Source organism: Escherichia sp. UTM R2, assembly GCF_048593455.1.
In the GTDB taxonomy this organism is placed as follows: Bacteria; Pseudomonadota; Gammaproteobacteria; order Enterobacterales; family Enterobacteriaceae; genus Escherichia; species Escherichia coli.
The window spans coordinates 1,001,598-1,021,210 of record NZ_JBFWDY010000002.1 but is presented as its reverse complement, the minus strand read 5'-3'; the positions used below and the strand labels follow the sequence as shown (position 1 = coordinate 1,021,210).

The 19,613-nt window shown below is 51.9% G+C and carries 21 protein-coding genes and 1 CRISPR repeat array; of the genes, 7 read left to right on the top strand and 14 right to left on the bottom strand.

The genetic code is table 11. The annotated features are described in order from the left end of the window. Window positions 1-32 precede the first annotated feature (32 nt). The gene (pphB, locus tag AB4H76_RS05730) at window positions 33-689 is read left to right on the top strand and encodes a protein-serine/threonine phosphatase (RefSeq protein ID WP_001141339.1); all 657 of its coding nucleotides are present in this window, start codon (window positions 33-35) and stop codon (window positions 687-689) included. Window positions 690-739: 50 nt separating this feature from the next. On the opposite strand, the gene ygbI is transcribed toward pphB, so the two are convergent. Further along, entirely contained in the window at window positions 740-1,507 is a 768-nt protein-coding gene (gene ygbI / locus AB4H76_RS05725; protein ID WP_001295181.1) for a DNA-binding transcriptional repressor YgbI, read from the bottom strand. Between the two features lie 195 nt (window positions 1,508-1,702). Between ygbI and ltnD the strand changes: the two genes are divergently transcribed. The 5 genes from ltnD (at window position 1,703) to AB4H76_RS05700 (ending at window position 6,739) form a co-directional block, all read left to right on the top strand. After that, on the top strand, window positions 1,703-2,611 hold the full coding sequence (gene ltnD / locus AB4H76_RS05720; RefSeq protein WP_077492752.1) for an L-threonate dehydrogenase: 909 nt from the start codon (window positions 1,703-1,705) through the stop codon (window positions 2,609-2,611). After that, a complete protein-coding gene (gene otnK / locus AB4H76_RS05715; protein WP_000590403.1) occupies window positions 2,608-3,870 on the top strand; it encodes a 3-oxo-tetronate kinase in 1,263 nt (420 codons plus the stop codon). Before ltnD ends, otnK begins: the two co-directional genes overlap by 4 nt. Further along, window positions 3,867-4,505, top strand: coding sequence for an aldolase (locus tag AB4H76_RS05710; protein ID WP_001278994.1), 639 nt, complete (start codon window positions 3,867-3,869; stop codon window positions 4,503-4,505). The genes otnK and AB4H76_RS05710 overlap by 4 nt, the downstream gene beginning before the upstream one ends. 4 nt (window positions 4,506-4,509) lie before the next feature. Continuing rightward, a complete protein-coding gene (locus tag AB4H76_RS05705; protein WP_001136934.1) occupies window positions 4,510-5,286 on the top strand; it encodes an HPr family phosphocarrier protein in 777 nt (258 codons plus the stop codon). Window positions 5,287-5,374: 88 nt separating this feature from the next. Next, complete coding sequence (locus AB4H76_RS05700) at window positions 5,375-6,739, top strand: GntP family transporter (RefSeq protein WP_077492754.1); 1,365 nt, start codon at window positions 5,375-5,377, stop codon at window positions 6,737-6,739. A 93-nt stretch (window positions 6,740-6,832) separates the two neighbouring features. Here AB4H76_RS05700 and rpoS read toward each other — a convergent pair whose 3' ends face one another. The 12 genes from rpoS to cysD form a co-directional block, all read right to left on the bottom strand. Then, a complete protein-coding gene (rpoS, locus tag AB4H76_RS05695; RefSeq protein ID WP_420062578.1) occupies window positions 6,833-7,825 on the bottom strand; it encodes an RNA polymerase sigma factor RpoS in 993 nt (330 codons plus the stop codon). A gap of 62 nt (window positions 7,826-7,887) precedes the next feature. Further along, window positions 7,888-8,982, bottom strand: a complete 1,095-nt coding sequence (gene nlpD / locus AB4H76_RS05690) for a murein hydrolase activator NlpD (RefSeq protein WP_224692580.1) — start codon at window positions 8,980-8,982, stop codon at window positions 7,888-7,890. A gap of 184 nt (window positions 8,983-9,166) precedes the next feature. Next, window positions 9,167-9,793 (bottom strand): protein-L-isoaspartate O-methyltransferase, encoded by a 627-nt coding sequence (gene pcm, locus AB4H76_RS05685; RefSeq protein ID WP_000254708.1) that lies wholly within the window; start codon window positions 9,791-9,793, stop codon window positions 9,167-9,169. Further along, the gene (gene surE / locus AB4H76_RS05680; RefSeq protein ID WP_001295182.1) at window positions 9,787-10,548 is read right to left on the bottom strand and encodes a 5'/3'-nucleotidase SurE; all 762 of its coding nucleotides are present in this window, start codon (window positions 10,546-10,548) and stop codon (window positions 9,787-9,789) included. Before surE ends, pcm begins: the two co-directional genes overlap by 7 nt. Next, a complete protein-coding gene (gene truD / locus AB4H76_RS05675) occupies window positions 10,529-11,578 on the bottom strand; it encodes a tRNA pseudouridine(13) synthase TruD (protein WP_000568946.1) in 1,050 nt (349 codons plus the stop codon). The genes surE and truD overlap by 20 nt, the downstream gene beginning before the upstream one ends. Next, complete coding sequence (ispF, locus tag AB4H76_RS05670) at window positions 11,575-12,054, bottom strand: 2-C-methyl-D-erythritol 2,4-cyclodiphosphate synthase (RefSeq protein ID WP_001219242.1); 480 nt, start codon at window positions 12,052-12,054, stop codon at window positions 11,575-11,577. Before ispF ends, truD begins: the two co-directional genes overlap by 4 nt. Next, window positions 12,054-12,764: a 2-C-methyl-D-erythritol 4-phosphate cytidylyltransferase gene (gene ispD, locus AB4H76_RS05665; protein WP_000246138.1), complete on the bottom strand. Its 711-nt coding sequence runs from the start codon at window positions 12,762-12,764 to the stop codon at window positions 12,054-12,056. The genes ispF and ispD overlap by 1 nt, the downstream gene beginning before the upstream one ends. 18 nt (window positions 12,765-12,782) lie before the next feature. Further along, the gene (gene ftsB, locus AB4H76_RS05660; protein WP_000517476.1) at window positions 12,783-13,094 is read right to left on the bottom strand and encodes a cell division protein FtsB; all 312 of its coding nucleotides are present in this window, start codon (window positions 13,092-13,094) and stop codon (window positions 12,783-12,785) included. Window positions 13,095-13,287: 193 nt separating this feature from the next. Continuing rightward, a complete protein-coding gene (locus AB4H76_RS05655; RefSeq protein ID WP_001246104.1) occupies window positions 13,288-13,611 on the bottom strand; it encodes a DUF3561 family protein in 324 nt (107 codons plus the stop codon). A gap of 49 nt (window positions 13,612-13,660) precedes the next feature. Continuing rightward, the gene (gene cysC / locus AB4H76_RS05650) at window positions 13,661-14,266 is read right to left on the bottom strand and encodes an adenylyl-sulfate kinase (protein WP_001173676.1); all 606 of its coding nucleotides are present in this window, start codon (window positions 14,264-14,266) and stop codon (window positions 13,661-13,663) included. Further along, window positions 14,266-15,693, bottom strand: a complete 1,428-nt coding sequence (cysN, locus tag AB4H76_RS05645) for a sulfate adenylyltransferase subunit CysN (protein ID WP_001090386.1) — start codon at window positions 15,691-15,693, stop codon at window positions 14,266-14,268. Before cysN ends, cysC begins: the two co-directional genes overlap by 1 nt. 1 nt (window position 15,694) lies before the next feature. Then, window positions 15,695-16,603, bottom strand: a complete 909-nt coding sequence (gene cysD, locus AB4H76_RS05640) for a sulfate adenylyltransferase subunit CysD (RefSeq protein ID WP_000372108.1) — start codon at window positions 16,601-16,603, stop codon at window positions 15,695-15,697. Window positions 16,604-16,854: 251 nt separating this feature from the next. Between cysD and iap the strand changes: the two genes are divergently transcribed. Beyond that, entirely contained in the window at window positions 16,855-17,892 is a 1,038-nt protein-coding gene (gene iap / locus AB4H76_RS05635; protein ID WP_000490430.1) for an alkaline phosphatase isozyme conversion aminopeptidase, read from the top strand. 81 nt (window positions 17,893-17,973) lie between these two features. Beyond that, a CRISPR array of direct repeats spans window positions 17,974-19,222; the repeat unit is 29 nt; unit sequence CGGTTTATCCCCGCTGGCGCGGGGAACTC. Between the two features lie 105 nt (window positions 19,223-19,327). On the opposite strand, the gene cas2e is transcribed toward iap, so the two are convergent. Further along, window positions 19,328-19,612 carry a type I-E CRISPR-associated endoribonuclease Cas2e gene (gene cas2e / locus AB4H76_RS05630; protein WP_001416755.1) on the bottom strand — a complete coding sequence of 95 codons (285 nt, stop codon included), beginning with the start codon at window positions 19,610-19,612 and terminating at the stop codon, window positions 19,328-19,330. Between the last annotated feature and the right edge of the window lies 1 nt (window position 19,613).

The window sequence follows — 19,613 nt, the reverse complement described above, 5'->3', positions numbered from 1 at the left end:
TAATAGGAAAGCTTATTTTACAGGGTAAAACCATGCCATCTACACGCTATCAAAAAATCAATGCCCATCACTATCGCCATATATGGGTCGTTGGTGATATTCATGGTGAATATCAGTTATTACAATCCCGTTTACATCAACTCTCTTTTTACCCTGAAACCGACTTACTTATTTCCACAGGCGATAATATTGATCGTGGGCCGAAGAGTCTTAACGTGCTGCGCCTGCTAAACCAACCCTGGTTTACGTCGGTTAAAGGCAACCACGAAGCGATGGCGTTGGATGCATTCGAAACTGGCGATGGAAATATGTGGCTTGCCAGCGGTGGTGACTGGTTTTTCGATTTAAATGATTCAGAGCAACAAGAGGCAATAGATCTGTTGCTGAAATTCCATCACCTTCCACATATTATTGAAATCATTAATGACAACATAAAATATGCCATCGCACATGCAGATTATCCGGGTGATGAATATCAGTTTGGTAAAGAAATAGCAGAAAGCGAATTACTCTGGCCTGTTGATCGTGTGCAGAAATCGCTTAATGGCGAGTTACAACAAATAAACGGCGCTGATTATTTTATATTTGGACATATGATGTTTGATAACATTCAGACGTTCGCTAACCAGATTTATATTGATACCGGCACGCCGAAAAGCGGGCGGCTGTCATTTTATAAAATAAAGTAGTCTCATGCTTCTTCTGTGAAGCATGAGTAACCAAATGTTATTGCAGGCCATTATTCATTTTTCGCTACCAGCAAAGAGAGATCCTGCTTCGCCAGCGCGCGACTGGCACTCTCCGGCAAACCGTCGTCTGTGATAATCTGATCAAACTCGCTTAATGGTAACGCCAGCCATGTCGCCACCTGACCATATTTCGTCGCATCACAGACCAAAACTCGCTGGCGGCTGGCACTGGCAATCGCCCGTTTCACCGTGACTTTATCTTCCGCTGGCGTAGAAATCCCCCGCACACTCCATGACGATGCAGAAATAAAAGCCTGATCAATCATCAGGCTGCGCAGCATGGTCGCAGCGGCTTCCCCGACACAGGAACGGTTTTCCCGACACACTGCACCGCCAGTGTGAATAATTGTGCAATTACTGTTGTCGAGCAAGTAGTCTGCAATAACGAAATCGTTTGTGACCACAGTCAGTGACTCCATGTGAATCAGATGCTGTGCTATCGCTAACGTGGTCGTTCCCGCATCCAGATAGATACAACTTCCCGGCTGAACAAGACTTGCCGCCAGCTTGCCAATAGCCGCTTTTTGCGTCATTGCCAGCGCAGTTTTTACCTGATGAGAAGGTTCATGCGCCACGCGTCCCGGAGACTGGACGCCTCCGGACACCAGCACAACGGCTCCCTGCTGCTCCAGTTTTTGTAAATCCCGACGAATGGTCATATGTGACACATTCATTCTGTCCGTTAGTTCAGCAATACTGACAATGCCTTTTTCAGCTACCATCTCAAGGATGATTTGGCGACGCTCTACGGGTATCAACTTTTGCTCCTTCCTTTGTCCTGCTGACATTCTACGCTATTTGCCTGCGAAACGTGCGCGGCGCAACTAACGCTTAGTTCACATAAAATAACACACAATGTTAATTTATGTGAATCAGATCACCATATCGTTATCTTCCAGCGCTTATATTCACAATATCAAACAAAATATCACTTAAATTAACAAGGAGAGCAGATGAAAACGGGATCTGAGTTTCATGTCGGTATCGTTGGCTTAGGGTCAATGGGAATGGGAGCAGCACTGTCATGTGTCCGCGCAGGTCTTTCTACCTGGGGCGCAGACCTGAACAGCAATGCCTGCGCTACGTTGAAAGAGGCAGGTGCTTGCGGGGTTTCTGATAACGCCGCGACGTTTGCCGAAAAACTGGACGCACTGCTGGTGCTGGTGGTCAATGCGGCCCAGGTTAAACAGGTGCTGTTTGGTGAAACAGGCGTTGCACAACATCTGAAACCCGGTACGGCAGTAATGGTTTCTTCCACTATCGCTAGTGCTGATGCGCAAGAAATTGCTACCGCTCTGGCTGGATTCGATCTGGAAATGCTGGATGCGCCAGTTTCTGGTGGTGCAGTAAAAGCCGCTAACGGTGAAATGACTGTCATGGCCTCCGGTAGCGATATTGCCTTTGAACGACTGGCACCCGTGCTGGAAGCCGTTGCCGGAAAAGTTTATCGCATAGGTGCAGAACCGGGACTAGGTTCGACCGTAAAAATTATTCACCAGTTGTTAGCGGGCGTACATATTGCTGCCGGAGCCGAAGCGATGGCACTTGCAGCCCGTGCGGGGATCCCGCTGGATGTGATGTATGACGTCGTGACCAATGCCGCCGGAAATTCCTGGATGTTCGAAAACCGGATGCGTCATGTGGTGGATGGCGATTACACCCCGCATTCAGCCGTCGATATTTTTGTTAAGGATCTTGGTCTGGTTGCCGATACAGCCAAAGCCCTGCTCTTCCCGCTGCCATTGGCCTCAACAGCATTGAATATGTTCACCAGCGCCAGTAACGCGGGTTACGGGAAAGAAGACGATAGCGCAGTTATCAAGATTTTCTCTGGCATCACTCTACCGGGAGCGAAATCATGATCAAGATTGGCGTTATCGCCGATGATTTTACCGGCGCGACGGATATCGCCAGTTTTCTGGTGGAAAACGGTCTACCAACGGTACAAATTAACGGTGTTCCAACAGGTAAAATGCCGGAAGCAATCGACGCACTGGTGATCAGCCTGAAAACGCGCTCCTGTCCAGTGGTTGAAGCCACACAGCAATCGCTGGCGGCTCTGAGCTGGTTGCAACAGCAAGGTTGCAAACAGATCTATTTCAAATACTGCTCTACTTTCGACAGTACGGCGAAAGGTAATATTGGCCCGGTTACCGATGCCTTAATGGATGCTCTCGACACGCCGTTTACGGTCTTCTCTCCGGCCCTGCCGGTCAACGGACGTACGGTTTATCAGGGGTATTTGTTCGTAATGAATCAACTGCTGGCCGAATCCGGGATGCGCCATCACCCGGTAAATCCCATGACCGACAGCTATCTTCCCCGTCTGGTTGAAGCGCAATCCACAGGGCGCTGCGGCGTCGTTTCGGCACATGTTTTCGAACAAGGTGTGGATGCCGTTCGTCAAGAGCTGGCTCGCTTACAGCAAGAGGGCTACCGCTACGCGGTGCTTGATGCGCTGACCGAACACCATCTGGAAATTCAGGGAGAAGCCTTGCGCGATGCCCCACTGGTAACGGGCGGTTCTGGTCTGGCGATTGGCCTGGCCCGGCAGTGGGCGCAAGAAAACGGTAACCAGGCTCGCAAAGCAGGGCGTCCGCTCGCTGGGCGCGGCGTAGTGCTCTCCGGTTCATGCTCTCAAATGACCAACCGCCAGGTAGCACATTACCGTCAAATTGCACCAGCCCGTGAAGTTGATGTGGCACGCTGCCTCTCAATTGAAACTCTGGCCGCTTATGCACACGAACTGGCAGAGTGGGTTCTGGGCCAGGAAAGTGTACTTGCTCCACTGGTTTTTGCCACCGCCAGCACTGACGCATTGGCAGCAATTCAACAGCAATACGGTGCACAAAAAGCCAGTCAGGCAGTAGAAACACTGTTTTCTCAACTAGCGGCGCGGTTAGCAGCGGAAGGCGTGACACGCTTTATTGTCGCAGGCGGTGAGACCTCCGGCGTAGTCACACAGAGCCTGGGAATAAAAGGGTTTCATATTGGCCCAACCATTTCCCCCGGCGTGCCGTGGGTAAACGCACTGGATAAGCCTGTCTCACTCGCCCTTAAATCTGGCAACTTCGGTGATGACGCCTTTTTTTCACGAGCCCAAAGAGAGTTTTTATCATGAGCGATTTCGCAAAAGTAGAGCAGTCTTTGCGAGAGGAGATGACGCGGATTGCCAGTTCATTCTTTCAGCGCGGCTATGCAACCGGTTCGGCTGGCAATCTGTCGCTGCTTTTACCTGACGGGAATTTACTGGCGACACCGACAGGTTCATGCCTGGGCAATCTCGATCCGCAGCGGCTTTCCAAAGTCGCCGCGGATGGCGAATGGTTAAGTGGTGACAAACCCTCGAAAGAGGTGCTCTTTCATCTGGCGCTGTATCGCAACAATCCGCGTTGTAAAGCGGTGGTGCATTTGCACAGCACATGGTCGACGGCGCTTTCCTGCCTGCAAGGGCTGGACAGCAGCAACGTTATTCGTCCGTTCACACCATACGTGGTGATGCGGATGGGAAATGTCCCGCTGGTGCCTTATTACCGACCGGGCGATAAACGCATCGCACAGGATCTGGCGGAACTGGCAGCAGACAATCAGGCTTTTTTACTGGCAAATCATGGCCCAGTGGTTTGCGGTGAAAGCCTGCAAGAAGCCGCCAACAATATGGAAGAGCTGGAGGAAACGGCAAAGCTGATTTTTATTCTCGGTGACCGCCCGATCCGTTATCTGACCGCAGGTGAAATTGCGGAATTAAGGAGTTAATGCAATGCCTCGTTTTGCAGCTAATTTATCCATGATGTTCACCGAAGTGCCTTTTATTGAACGCTTCGCCGCAGCGCGAAAAGCCGGGTTCGATGCTGTGGAATTTCTGTTTCCCTATAACTACTCCACCCTGCAAATCCAAAAGCAACTGGAGCAAAACCATCTGACACTGGCGCTGTTCAATACCGCTCCCGGAGATATTAATGCGGGGGAATGGGGATTATCCGCCCTTCCCGGACGTGAGCACGAAGCACACGCAGACATCGACCTGGCACTGGAATATGCATTGGCGCTCAATTGTGAACAAGTCCATGTGATGGCTGGCGTCGTGCCCGCTGGCGAAGATGCTGAACGGTACCGGGCAGTATTTATCGATAATATCCGCTACGCTGCCGACCGCTTTGCGCCACACGGCAAGCGAATATTAGTTGAAGCACTCAGCCCCGGCGTTAAGCCTCATTATCTCTTCTCCAGCCAGTATCAGGCACTGGCTATTGTTGAAGAGGTTGCGCGAGATAACGTGTTTATTCAACTAGATACTTTTCATGCGCAAAAAGTAGATGGCAACCTGACGCATTTAATCCGCGACTACGCCGGGAAATATGCGCACGTACAAATTGCCGGACTACCTGATCGACATGAACCGGACGATGGAGAAATCAACTATCCGTGGCTGTTCCGCCTATTCGATGAGGTGGGATATCAGGGCTGGATCGGTTGTGAATATAAACCTCGTGGCCTCACCGAAGAAGGGCTTGGCTGGTTTGACGCCTGGCGCTAATTCGTTAAATCCCTAATTACAACGTACCCATACATCCCCCCATCTACGGATGGGGTAGGTTAACTATAACTTTCAGACAGGGTTTCCCATGTCCACAATTACATTGTTATGCATTGCGTTAGCTGGCGTAATCATGCTGTTGCTGCTGGTCATCAAGGCAAAGGTACAACCATTCGTTGCTTTGCTCCTCGTCAGCCTGTTAGTCGCACTTGCGGCAGGTATACCGGCGGGCGAAGTGGGTAAAGTGATGATCGCCGGGATGGGCGGTGTGCTTGGTTCCGTCACTATTATTATTGGTCTGGGCGCTATGCTGGGGCGTATGATCGAACACTCTGGTGGTGCAGAGTCACTGGCTAATTATTTCAGTCGCAAGTTAGGTGACAAACGAACTATCGCTGCGCTGACTCTGGCAGCGTTCTTCCTCGGTATTCCCGTCTTCTTTGATGTCGGCTTTATTATTCTTGCGCCAATCATTTACGGTTTTGCCAAGGTTGCCAAAATATCGCCACTCAAATTTGGCCTGCCTGTCGCTGGGATCATGCTCACTGTTCACGTGGCGGTACCGCCGCATCCAGGCCCTGTCGCCGCAGCGGGGTTACTCCACGCAGACATCGGCTGGCTAACCATCATCGGTATTGCGATTTCTATTCCCGTAGGGGTTGTTGGCTACTTTGCAGCGAAAATAATCAATAAGCGCCAATATGCGATGTCAGTAGAAGTACTGGAACAGATGCAACTGGCTCCGGCCAGTGAGGAAGGCGCGACAAAATTAAGCGATAAAATAAATCCACCGGGCGTCGCGCTGGTCACCTCGCTAATTGTTATTCCTATCGCGATTATCATGGCGGGTACGGTTTCCGCAACACTGATGCCGCCTTCGCATCCCCTGCTTGGTACGCTACAGCTGATCGGCTCACCAATGGTAGCTCTAATGATTGCGCTGGTGCTGGCATTCTGGTTATTGGCTTTACGTCGCGGCTGGAGCTTACAACACACCAGCGACATTATGGGCTCAGCGCTTCCTACTGCGGCGGTAGTGATTTTGGTTACTGGTGCTGGAGGGGTATTTGGCAAAGTGCTGGTGGAATCGGGCATCGGCAAAGCCCTTGCCAACATGCTACAAATGATTGACCTGCCTCTGTTACCAGCCGCATTTATTATTTCACTGGCGCTGCGTGCATCGCAGGGGTCAGCAACCGTAGCAATACTGACAACCGGCGGGTTACTCTCAGAAGCGGTGATGGGATTGAATCCGATTCAGTGCGTATTGGTGACGCTGGCAGCCTGCTTTGGTGGGCTTGGCGCGTCACATATTAATGACTCAGGGTTCTGGATTGTGACCAAATATCTGGGGTTGTCGGTAGCAGACGGTCTGAAAACCTGGACAGTGTTAACGACCATTCTCGGTTTTACCGGATTCTTAATTACCTGGTGCGTATGGGCGGTAATTTGACCTTAATAAAAAGGTCCGATGGGCATCGGACCTTTTATTGTGCACAGAAAAGGCCAGCCTCGCTTGAGACTGGCCTTTCTGACAGATGCTTACTTACTCGCGGAACAGCGCTTCGATATTCAGCCCCTGCGTTTGCAGGATTTCACGCAAACGGCGCAGGCCTTCAACCTGAATCTGGCGAACACGTTCACGGGTGAGGCCAATTTCACGACCTACATCTTCCAGTGTTGCCGCTTCGTACCCCAGCAAACCGAATCGACGTGCCAGCACTTCACGCTGTTTGGCGTTCAGCTCGAACAGCCATTTGACGATGCTCTGCTTCATATCGTCATCTTGCGTGGTATCTTCCGGACCGTTCTCTTTTTCATCGGCCAGGATGTCCAGCAACGCTTTTTCGGAATCACCACCCAGCGGGGTGTCTACCGAGGTAATGCGCTCGTTAAGACGAAGCATACGGCTGACGTCATCAACTGGCTTATCCAGTTGCTCTGCGATCTCTTCCGCACTTGGTTCATGGTCCAGCTTATGGGACAACTCACGTGCGGTTCGCAGGTAAACGTTCAGCTCCTTTACGATGTGAATCGGCAAACGAATAGTACGGGTTTGGTTCATAATCGCCCGTTCAATCGTCTGGCGAATCCACCAGGTTGCGTATGTTGAGAAGCGGAAACCACGTTCCGGGTCAAACTTCTCTACCGCGCGGATCAGCCCCAGGTTGCCCTCTTCGATAAGGTCCAGCAACGCCAGACCACGATTGCCATAACGGCGGGCAATTTTTACCACCAGACGCAAGTTACTCTCGATCATCCGGCGGCGAGAGGCGACATCTCCACGCAGTGCGCGACGCGCAAAATAAACTTCTTCTTCGGCCGTTAACAGTGGTGAATAACCAATCTCACCAAGGTAAAGCTGAGTCGCGTCCAACACACGCTGTGTGGCTCCCTGCGATAACACTTCCTCTTCGGCCAAATCGTTATCACTGGGTTCCTCTTCTACTAAGGCCTTTTCGTCAAAAACCTCAACTCCGTTCTCATCAAATTCCGCATCTTCATTTAAATCATGAACTTTCAGCGTATTCTGACTCATAAGGTGGCTCCTACCCGTGATCCCTTGACGGAACATTCAAGCAAAAGCCTGGTTCCGCCGATTTATCGCTGCGGCAAATAACGCAGCGGGTTTACGGATTTCCCCTTGTAACGAATTTCAAAATGCAAGCGTGTTGAACTGGTTCCGGTGCTACCCATGGTTGCTATTTTTTGCCCCGCCTTCACTTCTTGTTGTTCCCGGACCAGCATTGTGTCGTTATGGGCGTAGGCACTCAGGTAATCATCATTATGTTTGATGATAATCAGATTACCGTAGCCGCGCAGCGCGTTACCAGCATAAACAACGCGGCCATCTGCGGTCGCGATAATTGCCTGTCCTTTGCTGCCTGCGATATCAATCCCCTTGTTGCCCCCCTCAGAAGCGCCAAAGGTTTCGATCACTTTGCCCTCAGTCGGCCAGCGCCAGGTGGAGATAGGCGTACTGGTTGATGTACTGCTGACAGTTGGCTCGGTTGTGCTTGCTGTTGGTACCGTTACAGGCGCTGTGACCGTGGTCGCAGCTGGCTTGTTGTTCGGCAACATTTTGTTAGCACTCTGTTCACCCGAAGATTCAGAATACGTAATTGTCGGTTGCGACGCAACAGCAACGGTGGAATTTTGTGCAGGCTTGATCACAACTCCTTGCTCTGCTGCGTCGGCCTGGGTAATGGCATTTCCGCCAGTGATTGGCGTACCGGAAGCATTACCCACCTGCAAGGTCTGACCAACGTTCAGCGCGTATGGTGCCTGAATATTGTTGCGCTGAGCAAGGTCACGGAAATCGTTGCCAGTAATCCAGGCGATATAGAAAAGTGTGTCGCCTTTTTTCACGGTATAGGTACTGCCGCTATAACTGCCTTTCGGAATGTTCCCATACTGACGGTTATAGACGATGCGTCCGTTTTCCATCTGTACCGGCTGCTGAGCTACTGGCTGCACTGGCTGGATTTGCGGTTGTTGAGTAGCCTGAATTTGTGGCTGCTGTACCGGCTGAATTTGCGGTTGCTGCGCTGTAGACGTCGTCCCCATTTTCGGCGGCGGCGTAATCAACATACCAGAATTAGTATTTGCAGGCGCATTGCCATTAACAGAGCTGACCGGTGCCGGTGGATTTGAAGTGTCAGAACAGCCTGCCAGCCATAGCGAAACCAGTGACAAAGCCGCAATGCGGCGAACGGTGAATTTTGGGCTTCCCGCGCTCATTTATCCCCCAGGAAAAATTGGTTAATAACCAGTGACATAATTACCGTGCAAGGCACCCTACTGAACACTGGAAAAGATGTTCACGATACGCTGACCTGCGGCAAAATAACCAGGAAAAATCCAGGTATTTCCTCACGTTTTAAGCCAGCTCACCCTTCACTAAAGGGACAAAGCGCACGGCCTCCACGGTATCGATAATAAATTCGCCTCCCCGACGACGCACCCGTTTCAAATACTGGTGCTCCTCCCCTACGGGTAAGACGAGAATCCCGCCTTCGTCCAGCTGCGTCATTAGCGCAGTTGGAATTTCCGGCGGTGCCGCCGTAACAATGATAGCGTCAAACGGCGCACGTGCCTGCCAACCTTGCCATCCATCGCCATGACGGGTTGAAACATTATGTAAATCAAGATTTTTCAGGCGGCGACGTGCCTGCCACTGCAAGCCTTTAATCCGTTCAACCGAGCAAACATGCTGGACAAGATGCGCCAGGATTGCCGTTTGATATCCCGAACCGGTGCCAATTTCCAGCACCCGCGACTGCGGCGTCAGCTCGAGTAATTCGGTCATTCGCGCCACCATATATGGCTGCGAAATTGTCTGCCCCTGACCTATCGGCAAGGCGATATTGTCCCAGGCTTTTTGTTCAAACGCTTCATCAACGAATTTTTCACGCGGCACGGCGGCAAGTGCATTCAGCACCTGCTCATCCTGAATACCTTGCGCACGTAATTGATCCAGAAGTGCTTGTACGCGTCTGCTTACCATTGCGTGCCAACTCCCACGCTGTTTAACCAGTCTGAAACCACATCTTGCGCGCTATGCGCAGTTAAATCCACATGCAGCGGCGTGATGGAGACATAGCCCTCATCTACCGCAGCAAAATCGGTCCCCGGACCGGCATCACATTTACCGCCCGGCGGGCCAATCCAGTACAGCGTATTGCCGCGCGGATCTTGCTGCGGGATCACCTGATCTGCCGGATGTCGTGTACCGCAGCGCGTCACGCGAATACCTTTGATTTGATCCAAGGGTAAATCCGGAACGTTAATATTAAGAATACGCCCGGTGCGCAGCGGCTCTTTACACAGTGCGCGCAAAATTGAACAGGTTACCGCCGCGGCAGTGTCGTAATGTTTATGCCCGTCAAGCGAGACGGCAAGCGCCGGAAAACCTAAATGACGGCCTTCCATCGCGGCGGCTACCGTACCGGAATAAATAACATCATCCCCCAGATTCGGCCCGGCGTTAATTCCGGACACAACAATGTCCGGGCGCGGACGCATCAGAGCATTCACGCCAAGATAGACGCAATCGGTCGGGGTTCCCATTTGCACAGCAATATCACCATTTTCAAAGGTAAACGTGCGCAGGGAGGATTCCAGTGTCAGAGAATTTGAAGCGCCGCTGCGGTTACGATCGGGGGCGACCACCTGAACGTCAGCAAACTCACGCAAGGCTTTCGCCAGCGTTTGTATACCGGGTGCATGTACCCCGTCATCATTACTCAGCAATATGCGCATAATCACCTGTTGTGTTGATAAGTTCCCTGACAACGCTGGTTGCAAAACTACCCGCCGGAAGCCAGAAACGGATCTCTACGGTGACGTCATCCCACCAATTCCAGCTTAATTGTTGCGGATACAGCAGCATCGCTCTGCGCGCGGCTTCAACTTTTTCGCGCACCAGTAAAGCTTGTAATTCAGTTTCTGCGGCGACAGCTGCTTGTTCGAATGCCAGCGCTTCACGCTGAGTTCCCCATTCGCCACTGCCCGGCAATGCGGCGGTTATCATCAGCTCTTTATCGTTAACGCGACGCTGTAATTCCGCCAGTTCTTCGGTGGTTGCGACAAACCAGCTACCACGTCCGGCTAATTGTAGCGCATCGCCGTCAACAACTTGATTAACGTCTGCTTTTTTGAGGCGCTCAGCAACAATCTGATTAAACAACGCACTGCGGGCTGCCGACAACCAAAAACTCCGTTTATTGCGATCGCGCACCGGAGTATTGGTTTGCGCCCAGCGCTGCGCCCCCTGCAAGTTGCTACCGCCAATCCCAAAACGTTGGGCACCGAAGTAGTTCGGTACACCTTTTACGCAAATATCGTTCAGACGTTGTTCAACGTCATCGCGATTGCTCACTTCGCGCAGAACCAGGGTAAAGGCGTTTCCTTTCAGCGCCCCTAAACGCAGCTTGCGCTTGTGCCGCGCATACTCCAGCACCTGGCAGCCTTCCAGTTGAAAGGCGCTCAGATCGGGCATTTCCTTGCCCGGCACGCGAGCGCATAACCACTGTTCCGTAACAGCATGTTTGTCTTTTTGCCCAGCGAAGCTGACTTCACGGGCATGAATTTTCAGGAATTTCGCCAGTGCATCCGCCACAAAACGGGTATTGCAGCCGTTTTTGAGGATTCTAACCAGAATATGCTCACCTTCACCATCAGGCTCAAAGCCCAAATCTTCCACCACCACAAAGTCTTCCGGATTGGCTTTCAGCAGCCCGGTGCCTTGCGGTTTACCGTGGAGGTAAGTGAGATTATCAAACTCAATCATTTTGTTGCCTTAATGAGTAGCGCCACCGCTTCACAGGCAATCCCTTCCCCACGTCCGGTAAATCCCAGTTTTTCCGTAGTAGTGGCTTTCACGTTAACATCATCCATATGGCAGCCGAGATCTTCGGCAATAAACACGCGCATTTGTGGAATGTGCGGCAACATCTTCGGTGCCTGAGCGATGATAGTGACATCGACGTTGCCAAGGGTATAACCCTTCGCCTGAATACGACGCCAGGCTTCGCGTAGCAGCTCGCGGCTATCGGCACCTTTAAATGCCGGATCGGTATCCGGGAACAGCTTGCCGATATCCCCCAGCGCCGCCGCGCCAAGCAATGCATCGGTCAACGCATGGAGCGCCACGTCGCCATCAGAATGCGCCAGCAATCCTTTTTCGTAAGGAATGCGTACGCCACCAATGATAATTGGGCCTTCACCGCCAAAGGCATGTACGTCAAAACCGTGTCCAATTCGCATTATGTATTCTCCTGATGGATGGTTCGGGTGAGGTAAAACTCGGCCAGTGCCAAATCTTCCGGGCGCGTGACTTTAATGTTATCCGCACGGCCTTCGACCAACTGAGGATGGAATCCGCAATATTCCAGCGCCGAGGCTTCGTCGGTAATAGTCGCGCCTTCATTTAGAGCGCGCGTCAGACAGTCATGTAACAGCTCACGAGGGAAAAATTGCGGCGTCAGCGCGTGCCATAAGCCGTTGCGATCAACGGTATGAGCAATGGCATTTTTGCCCGGTTCGGCACGTTTCATAGTATCGCGCACTGGTGCGGCGAGGATCCCCCCCGTGCGGCTGGTTTCGCTCAACGCCAACAATCGCGCGAGGTCATCCTGATGCAAACAAGGACGAGCGGCGTCATGCACCAATACCCACTGCGCGTCGCCAGCGGCTTTCAGACCTGCCAGCACGGAATCGGCACGCTCATCACCGCCATCTACAACGGTGATTTGCGGATGATTCGCCAGAGGAAGTTGTGCAAAACGGCTATCGCCAGGACTTATGGCAATGACGACTCGTTTCACCCGGGGATGCGCCAGCAGCGCATGCACCGAGTGTTCAAGAATGGTTTGATTACCGATTGAGAGATATTGCTTAGGACATTCCGTTTGCATTCGACGGCCAAATCCGGCCGCCGGAACCACGGCGCAAACATCCAAATGAGTGGTTGCCATGTTAATTCCCGGGCTGATTTATCGATTGTTTTGCCCCGCAGACTGTGCGCGCTTCGACGCGTCAGGCACCAGACGATAAAAAGTTTCGCCCGGCCTGGTCATGCTGAGTTCATTACGCGCACGCTCTTCGAGCGCCTCCTGGCCGCCATTGAGATCGTCAATTTCGGCAAAAAGTTGATCGTTTCGCGCTTTAAGTTTCGCGTTTGTAGCTTGCTGTGCCGCCACATCATCATTGACGCGGGTATAGTCATGTATACCGTTCTTACCGAACCACAGCGAATACTGTAGCCAGACCAGAATAGCCAGCAACAGCAGCGTTAGTTTACCCATCCTGCCCCCTGAAAAACGGCATCATCATCCCATGCATCCGAAGACGACTCTACATCCTCTGTTGGGGATACCGCGACAACGCGGGCAAATGTACCACATTTGTCCATTGTTACGTATACCCAGGGCGTGCAGAACATAATCTCATTATTAGTTACGGTTTGAATTATGAACAGAGGAGACGGGAAAGTACAAATTAGCCCAGTAGCCACATAAACAGTGCGCCAAACATAATGCCTACTGTCACCAGGGTGAAAACAATACTGTAGCGTAGCTTTCCGTCCATCAATGAATGCAGCGCAATCCCCACCACTACCGCGACGGGCATCAGCGCAAGAAAGAAAGGCCAGGTGTAGATAAAGAAGAACAGCGTGTTAGAGCCATAAATCAACATCGGCATCGCCAGCGCAAATAACCAGGAGATAAAACCGACCACGGCACCAGGCAGTGACCATGTGGTTTCTTCATCCTCAGTAAGGCTGTCGTTATTTGTTAGTGTAATGTTATGGCTATTACGCATATTTGATCCTGTTACTTTGACGAACCGGGCATGGAAACCCGGTGGTGTCTCAGGATCTGATAATATCGTTCTGTCTCAACAGATCTAATAATTGCTGTACCAAATTTGTTACTAATTGTTCACCATTGAGATGAATTTCTGCCGATTCAGGCGCTTCGTAAACGGAATCTATTCCCGTAAAGTAGCGCAGTTCACCGGCACGCGCTTTCTTATATAAGCCTTTTGGATCGCGGGCTTCGCAAATCGCCAGCGGCGTATCGACAAACACTTCGATAAAGCGCCCTTCTCCTACGCGTTCACGAACCATCTGGCGTTCGGCGCGGTGTGGCGAGATAAATGCGGTCAGCACCACCAGTCCGGCTTCAACCATCAAATTCGCCACTTCACCGACGCGACGGATATTCTCTTTACGATCGGCATCGCTAAAACCGAGATCGCTGCATAATCCGTGGCGAACATTATCGCCATCCAGCAGATACGTACTGACGCCGAGTTTATGTAACGCCTCCTCCAGCGCCCCGGCGACCGTTGATTTACCGGACCCGGAGAGGCCGGTAAACCACAGCACTACACCACGATGACCGTGGTGTAGCTCGCGTTGTTGCACAGTGACCGGATGGCTATGCCAGACGACGTTTTCGTCATGCAGCGCCATTATTTATCCCCCAGCAAATCGCGCGCGCCCCAGTGTGGAAAGTGGCGGCGAACCAGGGCATTCAATTCCAGTTCGAATGCACTAAATTCAGATGGCGCAGCAGTTGCCTGGCTAACTGGCTCATGCACCATACCGGCACCTACGGTCACATTGCTCAGGCGATCGATAAAAATCAGCCCACCGGTAACCGGGTTTTGCTGATAACGATCTAACACCAGTGGCTCGTCAAAAGTGAGATCCACCAGGCCGATGCCGTTCAGCGGCAGGTTTTCAACTTCGCGTTGGGTAAGGTTATTAATATCAACCTGATAACGAATGCCATCAACACGAGCACGCGTCTTCTTACCGGCAATTTTGATGTCATAACTCTGGCCCGGGGAAAGCGGCTGTTCCGCCATCCATACCACATCCACCGACGCGCTCTGCACAGCTGGTAACGCTTCGTCTGCCGCCAGCAGCAGATCGCCACGGCTGATGTCGATCTCATCCGTCAGCACCAGGGTGATCGCTTCTCCGGCAAAGGCTTCTTCGCGATCGCCATCAAAAGTCACGATCCGGGCGACGTTTGATTCCACACCAGAGGGCAGCACTTTGACTCGTTGCCCGACTTCTACGCGACCGGATGCCAGCGTTCCGGCGTAACCACGAAAATCGAGATTCGGGCGATTAACGTACTGCACCGGGAAGCGCATTGGCTGAGCATCCACCACTCGCTGGATCTCCACGGTTTCCAGCACTTCGAGCAGTGTTGGACCGCTGTACCACGCCATACTTTCACTTTGCGAAGCCACGTTGTCGCCTTCCAGTGCAGAGAGCGGCACAAAGCGGATATCCAGATTACCCGGCAGCTGCCCGGCAAAGGTCAGATAATCTTCACGAATACGGGTGAACGTCTTTTCACTGTAATCCACCAGATCCATTTTGTTGATCGCCACGACCAGATGTTTGATCCCCAACAGTGTGGAGATAAAACTGTGACGACGGGTTTGATCGAGCACGCCTTTACGGGCATCGATCAGTAAGATCGCCAGTTCACATGTCGATGCGCCAGTCGCCATATTGCGGGTGTACTGCTCGTGCCCTGGGGTGTCGGCGATAATAAATTTACGCTTCTCGGTAGAGAAATAGCGGTAAGCCACGTCAATGGTGATGCCCTGTTCGCGCTCAGCTTGCAGGCCGTCCACCAGCAGTGCCAGATCCAGCTTTTCGCCCTGGGTGCCGTGACGTTTACTGTCGTTATGCAGCGATGAGAGCTGATCTTCGTAGATTTGGCGGGTATCGTGCAGCAGGCGACCAATCAGGGTACTTTTGCCGTCATCGACGCTACCACAGGTCAGAAAACGCAGCAGGCTTTTATGTTGTTGCGCAATCATCCAGGCTTCGACGCCGCCTTCATTGGCGATTTGTTGTGCAAGTGCGGTGTTCATCTTAAAAATACCCCTGACGTTTTTTCAGCTCCATAGACCCCGCCTGGTCGCGGTCAATCACGCGGCCCTGACGTTCACTGGTGGTAGAAACCAGCATCTCTTCGATGATCTCCGGTAGTGTTTGTGCATTTGACTCCACCGCACCGGTCAGCGGCCAGCAGCCCAGCGTACGGAAACGCACCATCCGTTTTTTAATCACTTCGCCCGGTTGCAGGTCGATACGGTTGTCATCAATCATCATCAACATACCGTCGCGTTCCAGAACCGGACGTTCCGCAGCGAGATACAGCGGCACAATGTCGATATTTTCCAGCCAGATGTATTGCCAGATATCCTGCTCGGTCCAGTTAGAGAGCGGGAAGACGCGGATGCTTTCGCCTTTGTTAATTTGCCCGTTGTAGTTGTGCCACAGCTCTGGGCGCTGATTTTTCGGATCCCAGCGATGGAAGCGGTCACGGAAAGAGTAGATTCGCTCTTTAGCGCGGGATTTCTCTTCGTCACGGCGCGCACCACCGAAGGCGGCATCAAAACCGTATTTGTTCAGCGCCTGTTTCAGGCCTTCAGTTTTCATAATATCGGTATGTTTCGCGCTGCCGTGCACGAATGGATTAATCCCCATCGCCACGCCTTCCGGGTTTTTATGCACCAGCAGCTCGCAGCCGTAGGCTTTCGCCGTACGATCGCGGAACTCATACATCTCGCGGAATTTCCAGCCGGTATCGACATGCAGCAACGGGAAAGGCAGCGTACCTGGATAAAACGCCTTGCGCGCCAGATGCAGCATGACGCTGGAATCTTTACCGATAGAGTAGAGCATCACCGGATTTGAGAATTCTGCCGCCACCTCGCGAATAATGTGGATGCTTTCCGCCTCCAGTTGCCGCAGGTGAGTAAGTCGTATTTGATCCATAACCGTTCCTTTGCAATACCGCTATTTTCTTGCCATCAGATGTTTCGACTATAGGGAGCGTAAGAGAACGAATGAAATTACCAATTAGAATGAGTAGTTCCTTAACGGAATAACGATTTGGCAAAGCTAATATCAAAAAGTGCTTAAGGCACCGGATTTCGGGCGTTTAGGAAGATTTGAAATTGTTTTAGCGCAGCGGCAGTTTCATACTATGGCGGTAAAAAAATTTGCATGGTATTTAAGGACTCACTATGTTTTCCGCATTGCGCCACCGTACCGCTGCCCTGGCGCTCGGCGTATGCTTTATTCTCCCCGTACACGCCTCGTCACCTAAACCTGGCGATTTTGCTAATACTCAGGCACGACATATTGCTACTTTCTTTCCGGGACGCATGACCGGAACTCCTGCAGAAATGTTATCTGCCGATTATATTCGCCAACAGTTTCAGCAAATGGGTTATCGCAGTGATATTCGGACATTTAATAGTCGGTATATTTATACCGCCCGCGATAATCGTAAGAGCTGGCATAACGTGACGGGAAGTACGGTGATTGCCGCTCATGAAGGCAAAGCGCCGCAGCAGATCATCATTATGGCGCATCTGGATACTTACGCCCCGCTGAGCGATGCTGACGCCGATGCCAATCTCGGCGGGCTGACGTTACAAGGAATGGATGATAACGCCGCAGGTTTAGGTGTCATGCTGGAATTGGCAGAACGCCTGAAAAATACGCCTACCGAGTATGGTATTCGATTTGTAGCGACCAGCGGTGAAGAGGAAGGGAAATTAGGCGCTGAGAATTTACTCAAGCGGATGAGTGACACCGAAAAGAAAAATACGCTGCTGGTGATTAATCTCGATAACTTAATTGTTGGCGATAAATTGTATTTCAACAGTGGTGTAAAAACCCCTGAAGCAGTAAGGAAATTAACGCGCGACAGGGCACTGGCAATTGCGCGTAGTCATGGAATTGCCGCAACGACCAATCCGGGTTTGAATAAAAATTATCCGAAGGGTACTGGCTGTTGTAATGACGCCGAAGTTTTCGACAAAGCCGGTATTGCCGTACTTTCGGTAGAAGCAACAAATTGGAATCTTGGGAATAAGGATGGTTATCAGCAACGCGCAAAAACAGCTGCATTCCCTGCGGGAAATAGCTGGCATGACGTAAGACTGGATAATCAACAACATATTGATAAGGCACTTCCAGGAAGAATAGAACGTCGCTGCCGTGATGTTATGCGGATAATGCTACCGCTGGTGAAGGAGCTGGCGAAGGCGTCTTGATGGGTATGAAAATGGGAGTTGGGAGTTCTACCGCAGGGGCGGGGAACTCCAAGTGATATCCATCATCGCATCCAGTGCGTCCGGTTTATCCTCGCTGACGCGGGGAACTCTTGGTTGTTCGGCGTTTTGAAGAGAACAAAAACGGTTTATCCCCGCTGGCGCGGGGAACTCGACTCAATGGCAACCGTCACGGCCTGTCCTGGCGGTTTATCCCCGCTGGCGCGGGGAACTCGCGGTCGATTTTGCTGGCGTTGTTTCGGCTGGCGGTTTATCCCCGCTGGCGCGGGGAACTCTGCATAAAAACCAGCGTGAAGAACTTTGCAGTCGGTTTATCCCCGCTGGCGCGGGGAACTCGAACGCGAGATGCACCCAGGTTTGTGGGAACTCGGTTTATCCCCGCTGGCGCGGGGAACTCTCATCATGACGCACGGGCGACCCGACAAGGTTCGGTTTATCCCCGCTGGCGCGGGGAACTCATAAGCCCCGGCATCAGTTGCAGCCGCGGACGCGGTTTATCCCCGCTGGCGCGGGGAACTCGCCCGTCGCCAGTTTTCCGGTCGTTTCGTCCTCGGTTTATCCCCGCTGGCGCGGGGAACTCAAACAGATTGTTCGTTTTCCCCATATTCATGACGGTTTATCCCCGCTGGCGCGGGGAACTCCTTTATTCCATCCCTTAATGCTTTGATGAAATCGGTTTATCCCCGCTGGCGCGGGGAACTCAATTGATTGCTGGGTGATATTAGAAAACGTCGCGGTTTATCCCCGCTGGCGCGGGGAACTCATGTAATGAATATTAAGCTTTTCACATTGTCCCGGTTTATCCCCGCTGGCGCGGGGAACTCTGTTGCAGCGGCGCACCGCTGACGGACTCGCCCGGTTTATCCCCGCTGGCGCGGGGAACTCCGGAACTGGTCCAGCGTTAACCGGCGGCGGATCGGTTTATCCCCGCTGGCGCGGGGAACTCCGGTCAGGGGAACAGCATAACAATTCCGTGCCCGGTTTATCCCCGCTGGCGCGGGGAACTCGCTGCGCTCACCGTCGCCAGCTTTTTCCAGTACGGTTTATCCCCGCTGGCGCGGGGAACTCCAATACGACCGCGAATAAACATGATGTGATCAGGGTTTATCCCCGCTGGCGCGGGGAACTCAAAACCACCGGACCTGACCATTTGAAATGAGCCGGTTTATCCCCGCTGGCGCGGGGAACTCGGTGAACCCCATCACCAAGAACATGAAGCCGTCGGTTTATCCCCGCTGGCGCGGGGAACTCCCTTTTGATATTCGTGAACCAGACTTTTAGTACGGTTTATCCCCGCTGGCGCGGGGAACTCTCTAAAAGTATACATTTGTTCTTAAAGCATTTTTTCCCATAAAAACAACCCACCAACCTTAATGTAACATTTCCTTATTATTAAAGATCAGCTAATTCTTTGTTTTCAAACAGGTAAAAAAGATACCAACCTTAAACCATCCAAATCTACCGGGGTACGCCTGTTTACCCCAAATGTCTGGAACTCAAATCCCGATTCCGTATTCGTTGCCCATGCCATCACTACATTGCCTTCTTCCGCCAGTCCAGCTATTTGTTCCCAGATCATTTCACGAATTTTTGCGGATACATCACCTACATATACCCCTGCACGTACCTCCAACAACCAGATGGCTAATCTGCCTCGTAAGCGCGGAGGTACATTTTCAGTGACCACGACCAACATACTCATC

Bases quoted from the DNA above. Each gene is read 5' to 3' on its own strand.
- pphB (WP_001141339.1), top strand. From the start codon at position 33: ATGCCATCTACACGCTATCAAAAAATCAATGCCCATCACTATCGCCAT.
- AB4H76_RS05705 (WP_001136934.1), top strand. From the start codon at position 4,510: ATGCCTCGTTTTGCAGCTAATTTATCCATGATGTTCACCGAAGTGCCT.
- ispD (WP_000246138.1), bottom strand. From the start codon at position 12,764: ATGGCAACCACTCATTTGGATGTTTGCGCCGTGGTTCCGGCGGCCGGA.
- cas2e (WP_001416755.1), bottom strand. From the start codon at position 19,612: ATGAGTATGTTGGTCGTGGTCACTGAAAATGTACCTCCGCGCTTACGA.
- truD (WP_000568946.1), bottom strand. From the start codon at position 11,578: ATGATTGAGTTTGATAATCTCACTTACCTCCACGGTAAACCGCAAGGC.
- surE (WP_001295182.1), bottom strand. From the start codon at position 10,548: ATGCGCATATTGCTGAGTAATGATGACGGGGTACATGCACCCGGTATA.
- ispF (WP_001219242.1), bottom strand. From the start codon at position 12,054: ATGCGAATTGGACACGGTTTTGACGTACATGCCTTTGGCGGTGAAGGC.
- rpoS (WP_420062578.1), bottom strand. From the start codon at position 7,825: ATGAGTCAGAATACGCTGAAAGTTCATGATTTAAATGAAGATGCGGAA.
- ftsB (WP_000517476.1), bottom strand. From the start codon at position 13,094: ATGGGTAAACTAACGCTGCTGTTGCTGGCTATTCTGGTCTGGCTACAG.
- cysN (WP_001090386.1), bottom strand. From the start codon at position 15,693: ATGAACACCGCACTTGCACAACAAATCGCCAATGAAGGCGGCGTCGAA.
- iap (WP_000490430.1), top strand. From the start codon at position 16,855: ATGTTTTCCGCATTGCGCCACCGTACCGCTGCCCTGGCGCTCGGCGTA.
- otnK (WP_000590403.1), top strand. From the start codon at position 2,608: ATGATCAAGATTGGCGTTATCGCCGATGATTTTACCGGCGCGACGGAT.
- cysC (WP_001173676.1), bottom strand. From the start codon at position 14,266: ATGGCGCTGCATGACGAAAACGTCGTCTGGCATAGCCATCCGGTCACT.
- pcm (WP_000254708.1), bottom strand. From the start codon at position 9,793: ATGGTAAGCAGACGCGTACAAGCACTTCTGGATCAATTACGTGCGCAA.
- AB4H76_RS05700 (WP_077492754.1), top strand. From the start codon at position 5,375: ATGTCCACAATTACATTGTTATGCATTGCGTTAGCTGGCGTAATCATG.
- ltnD (WP_077492752.1), top strand. From the start codon at position 1,703: ATGAAAACGGGATCTGAGTTTCATGTCGGTATCGTTGGCTTAGGGTCA.
- AB4H76_RS05710 (WP_001278994.1), top strand. From the start codon at position 3,867: ATGAGCGATTTCGCAAAAGTAGAGCAGTCTTTGCGAGAGGAGATGACG.
- cysD (WP_000372108.1), bottom strand. From the start codon at position 16,603: ATGGATCAAATACGACTTACTCACCTGCGGCAACTGGAGGCGGAAAGC.
- AB4H76_RS05655 (WP_001246104.1), bottom strand. From the start codon at position 13,611: ATGCGTAATAGCCATAACATTACACTAACAAATAACGACAGCCTTACT.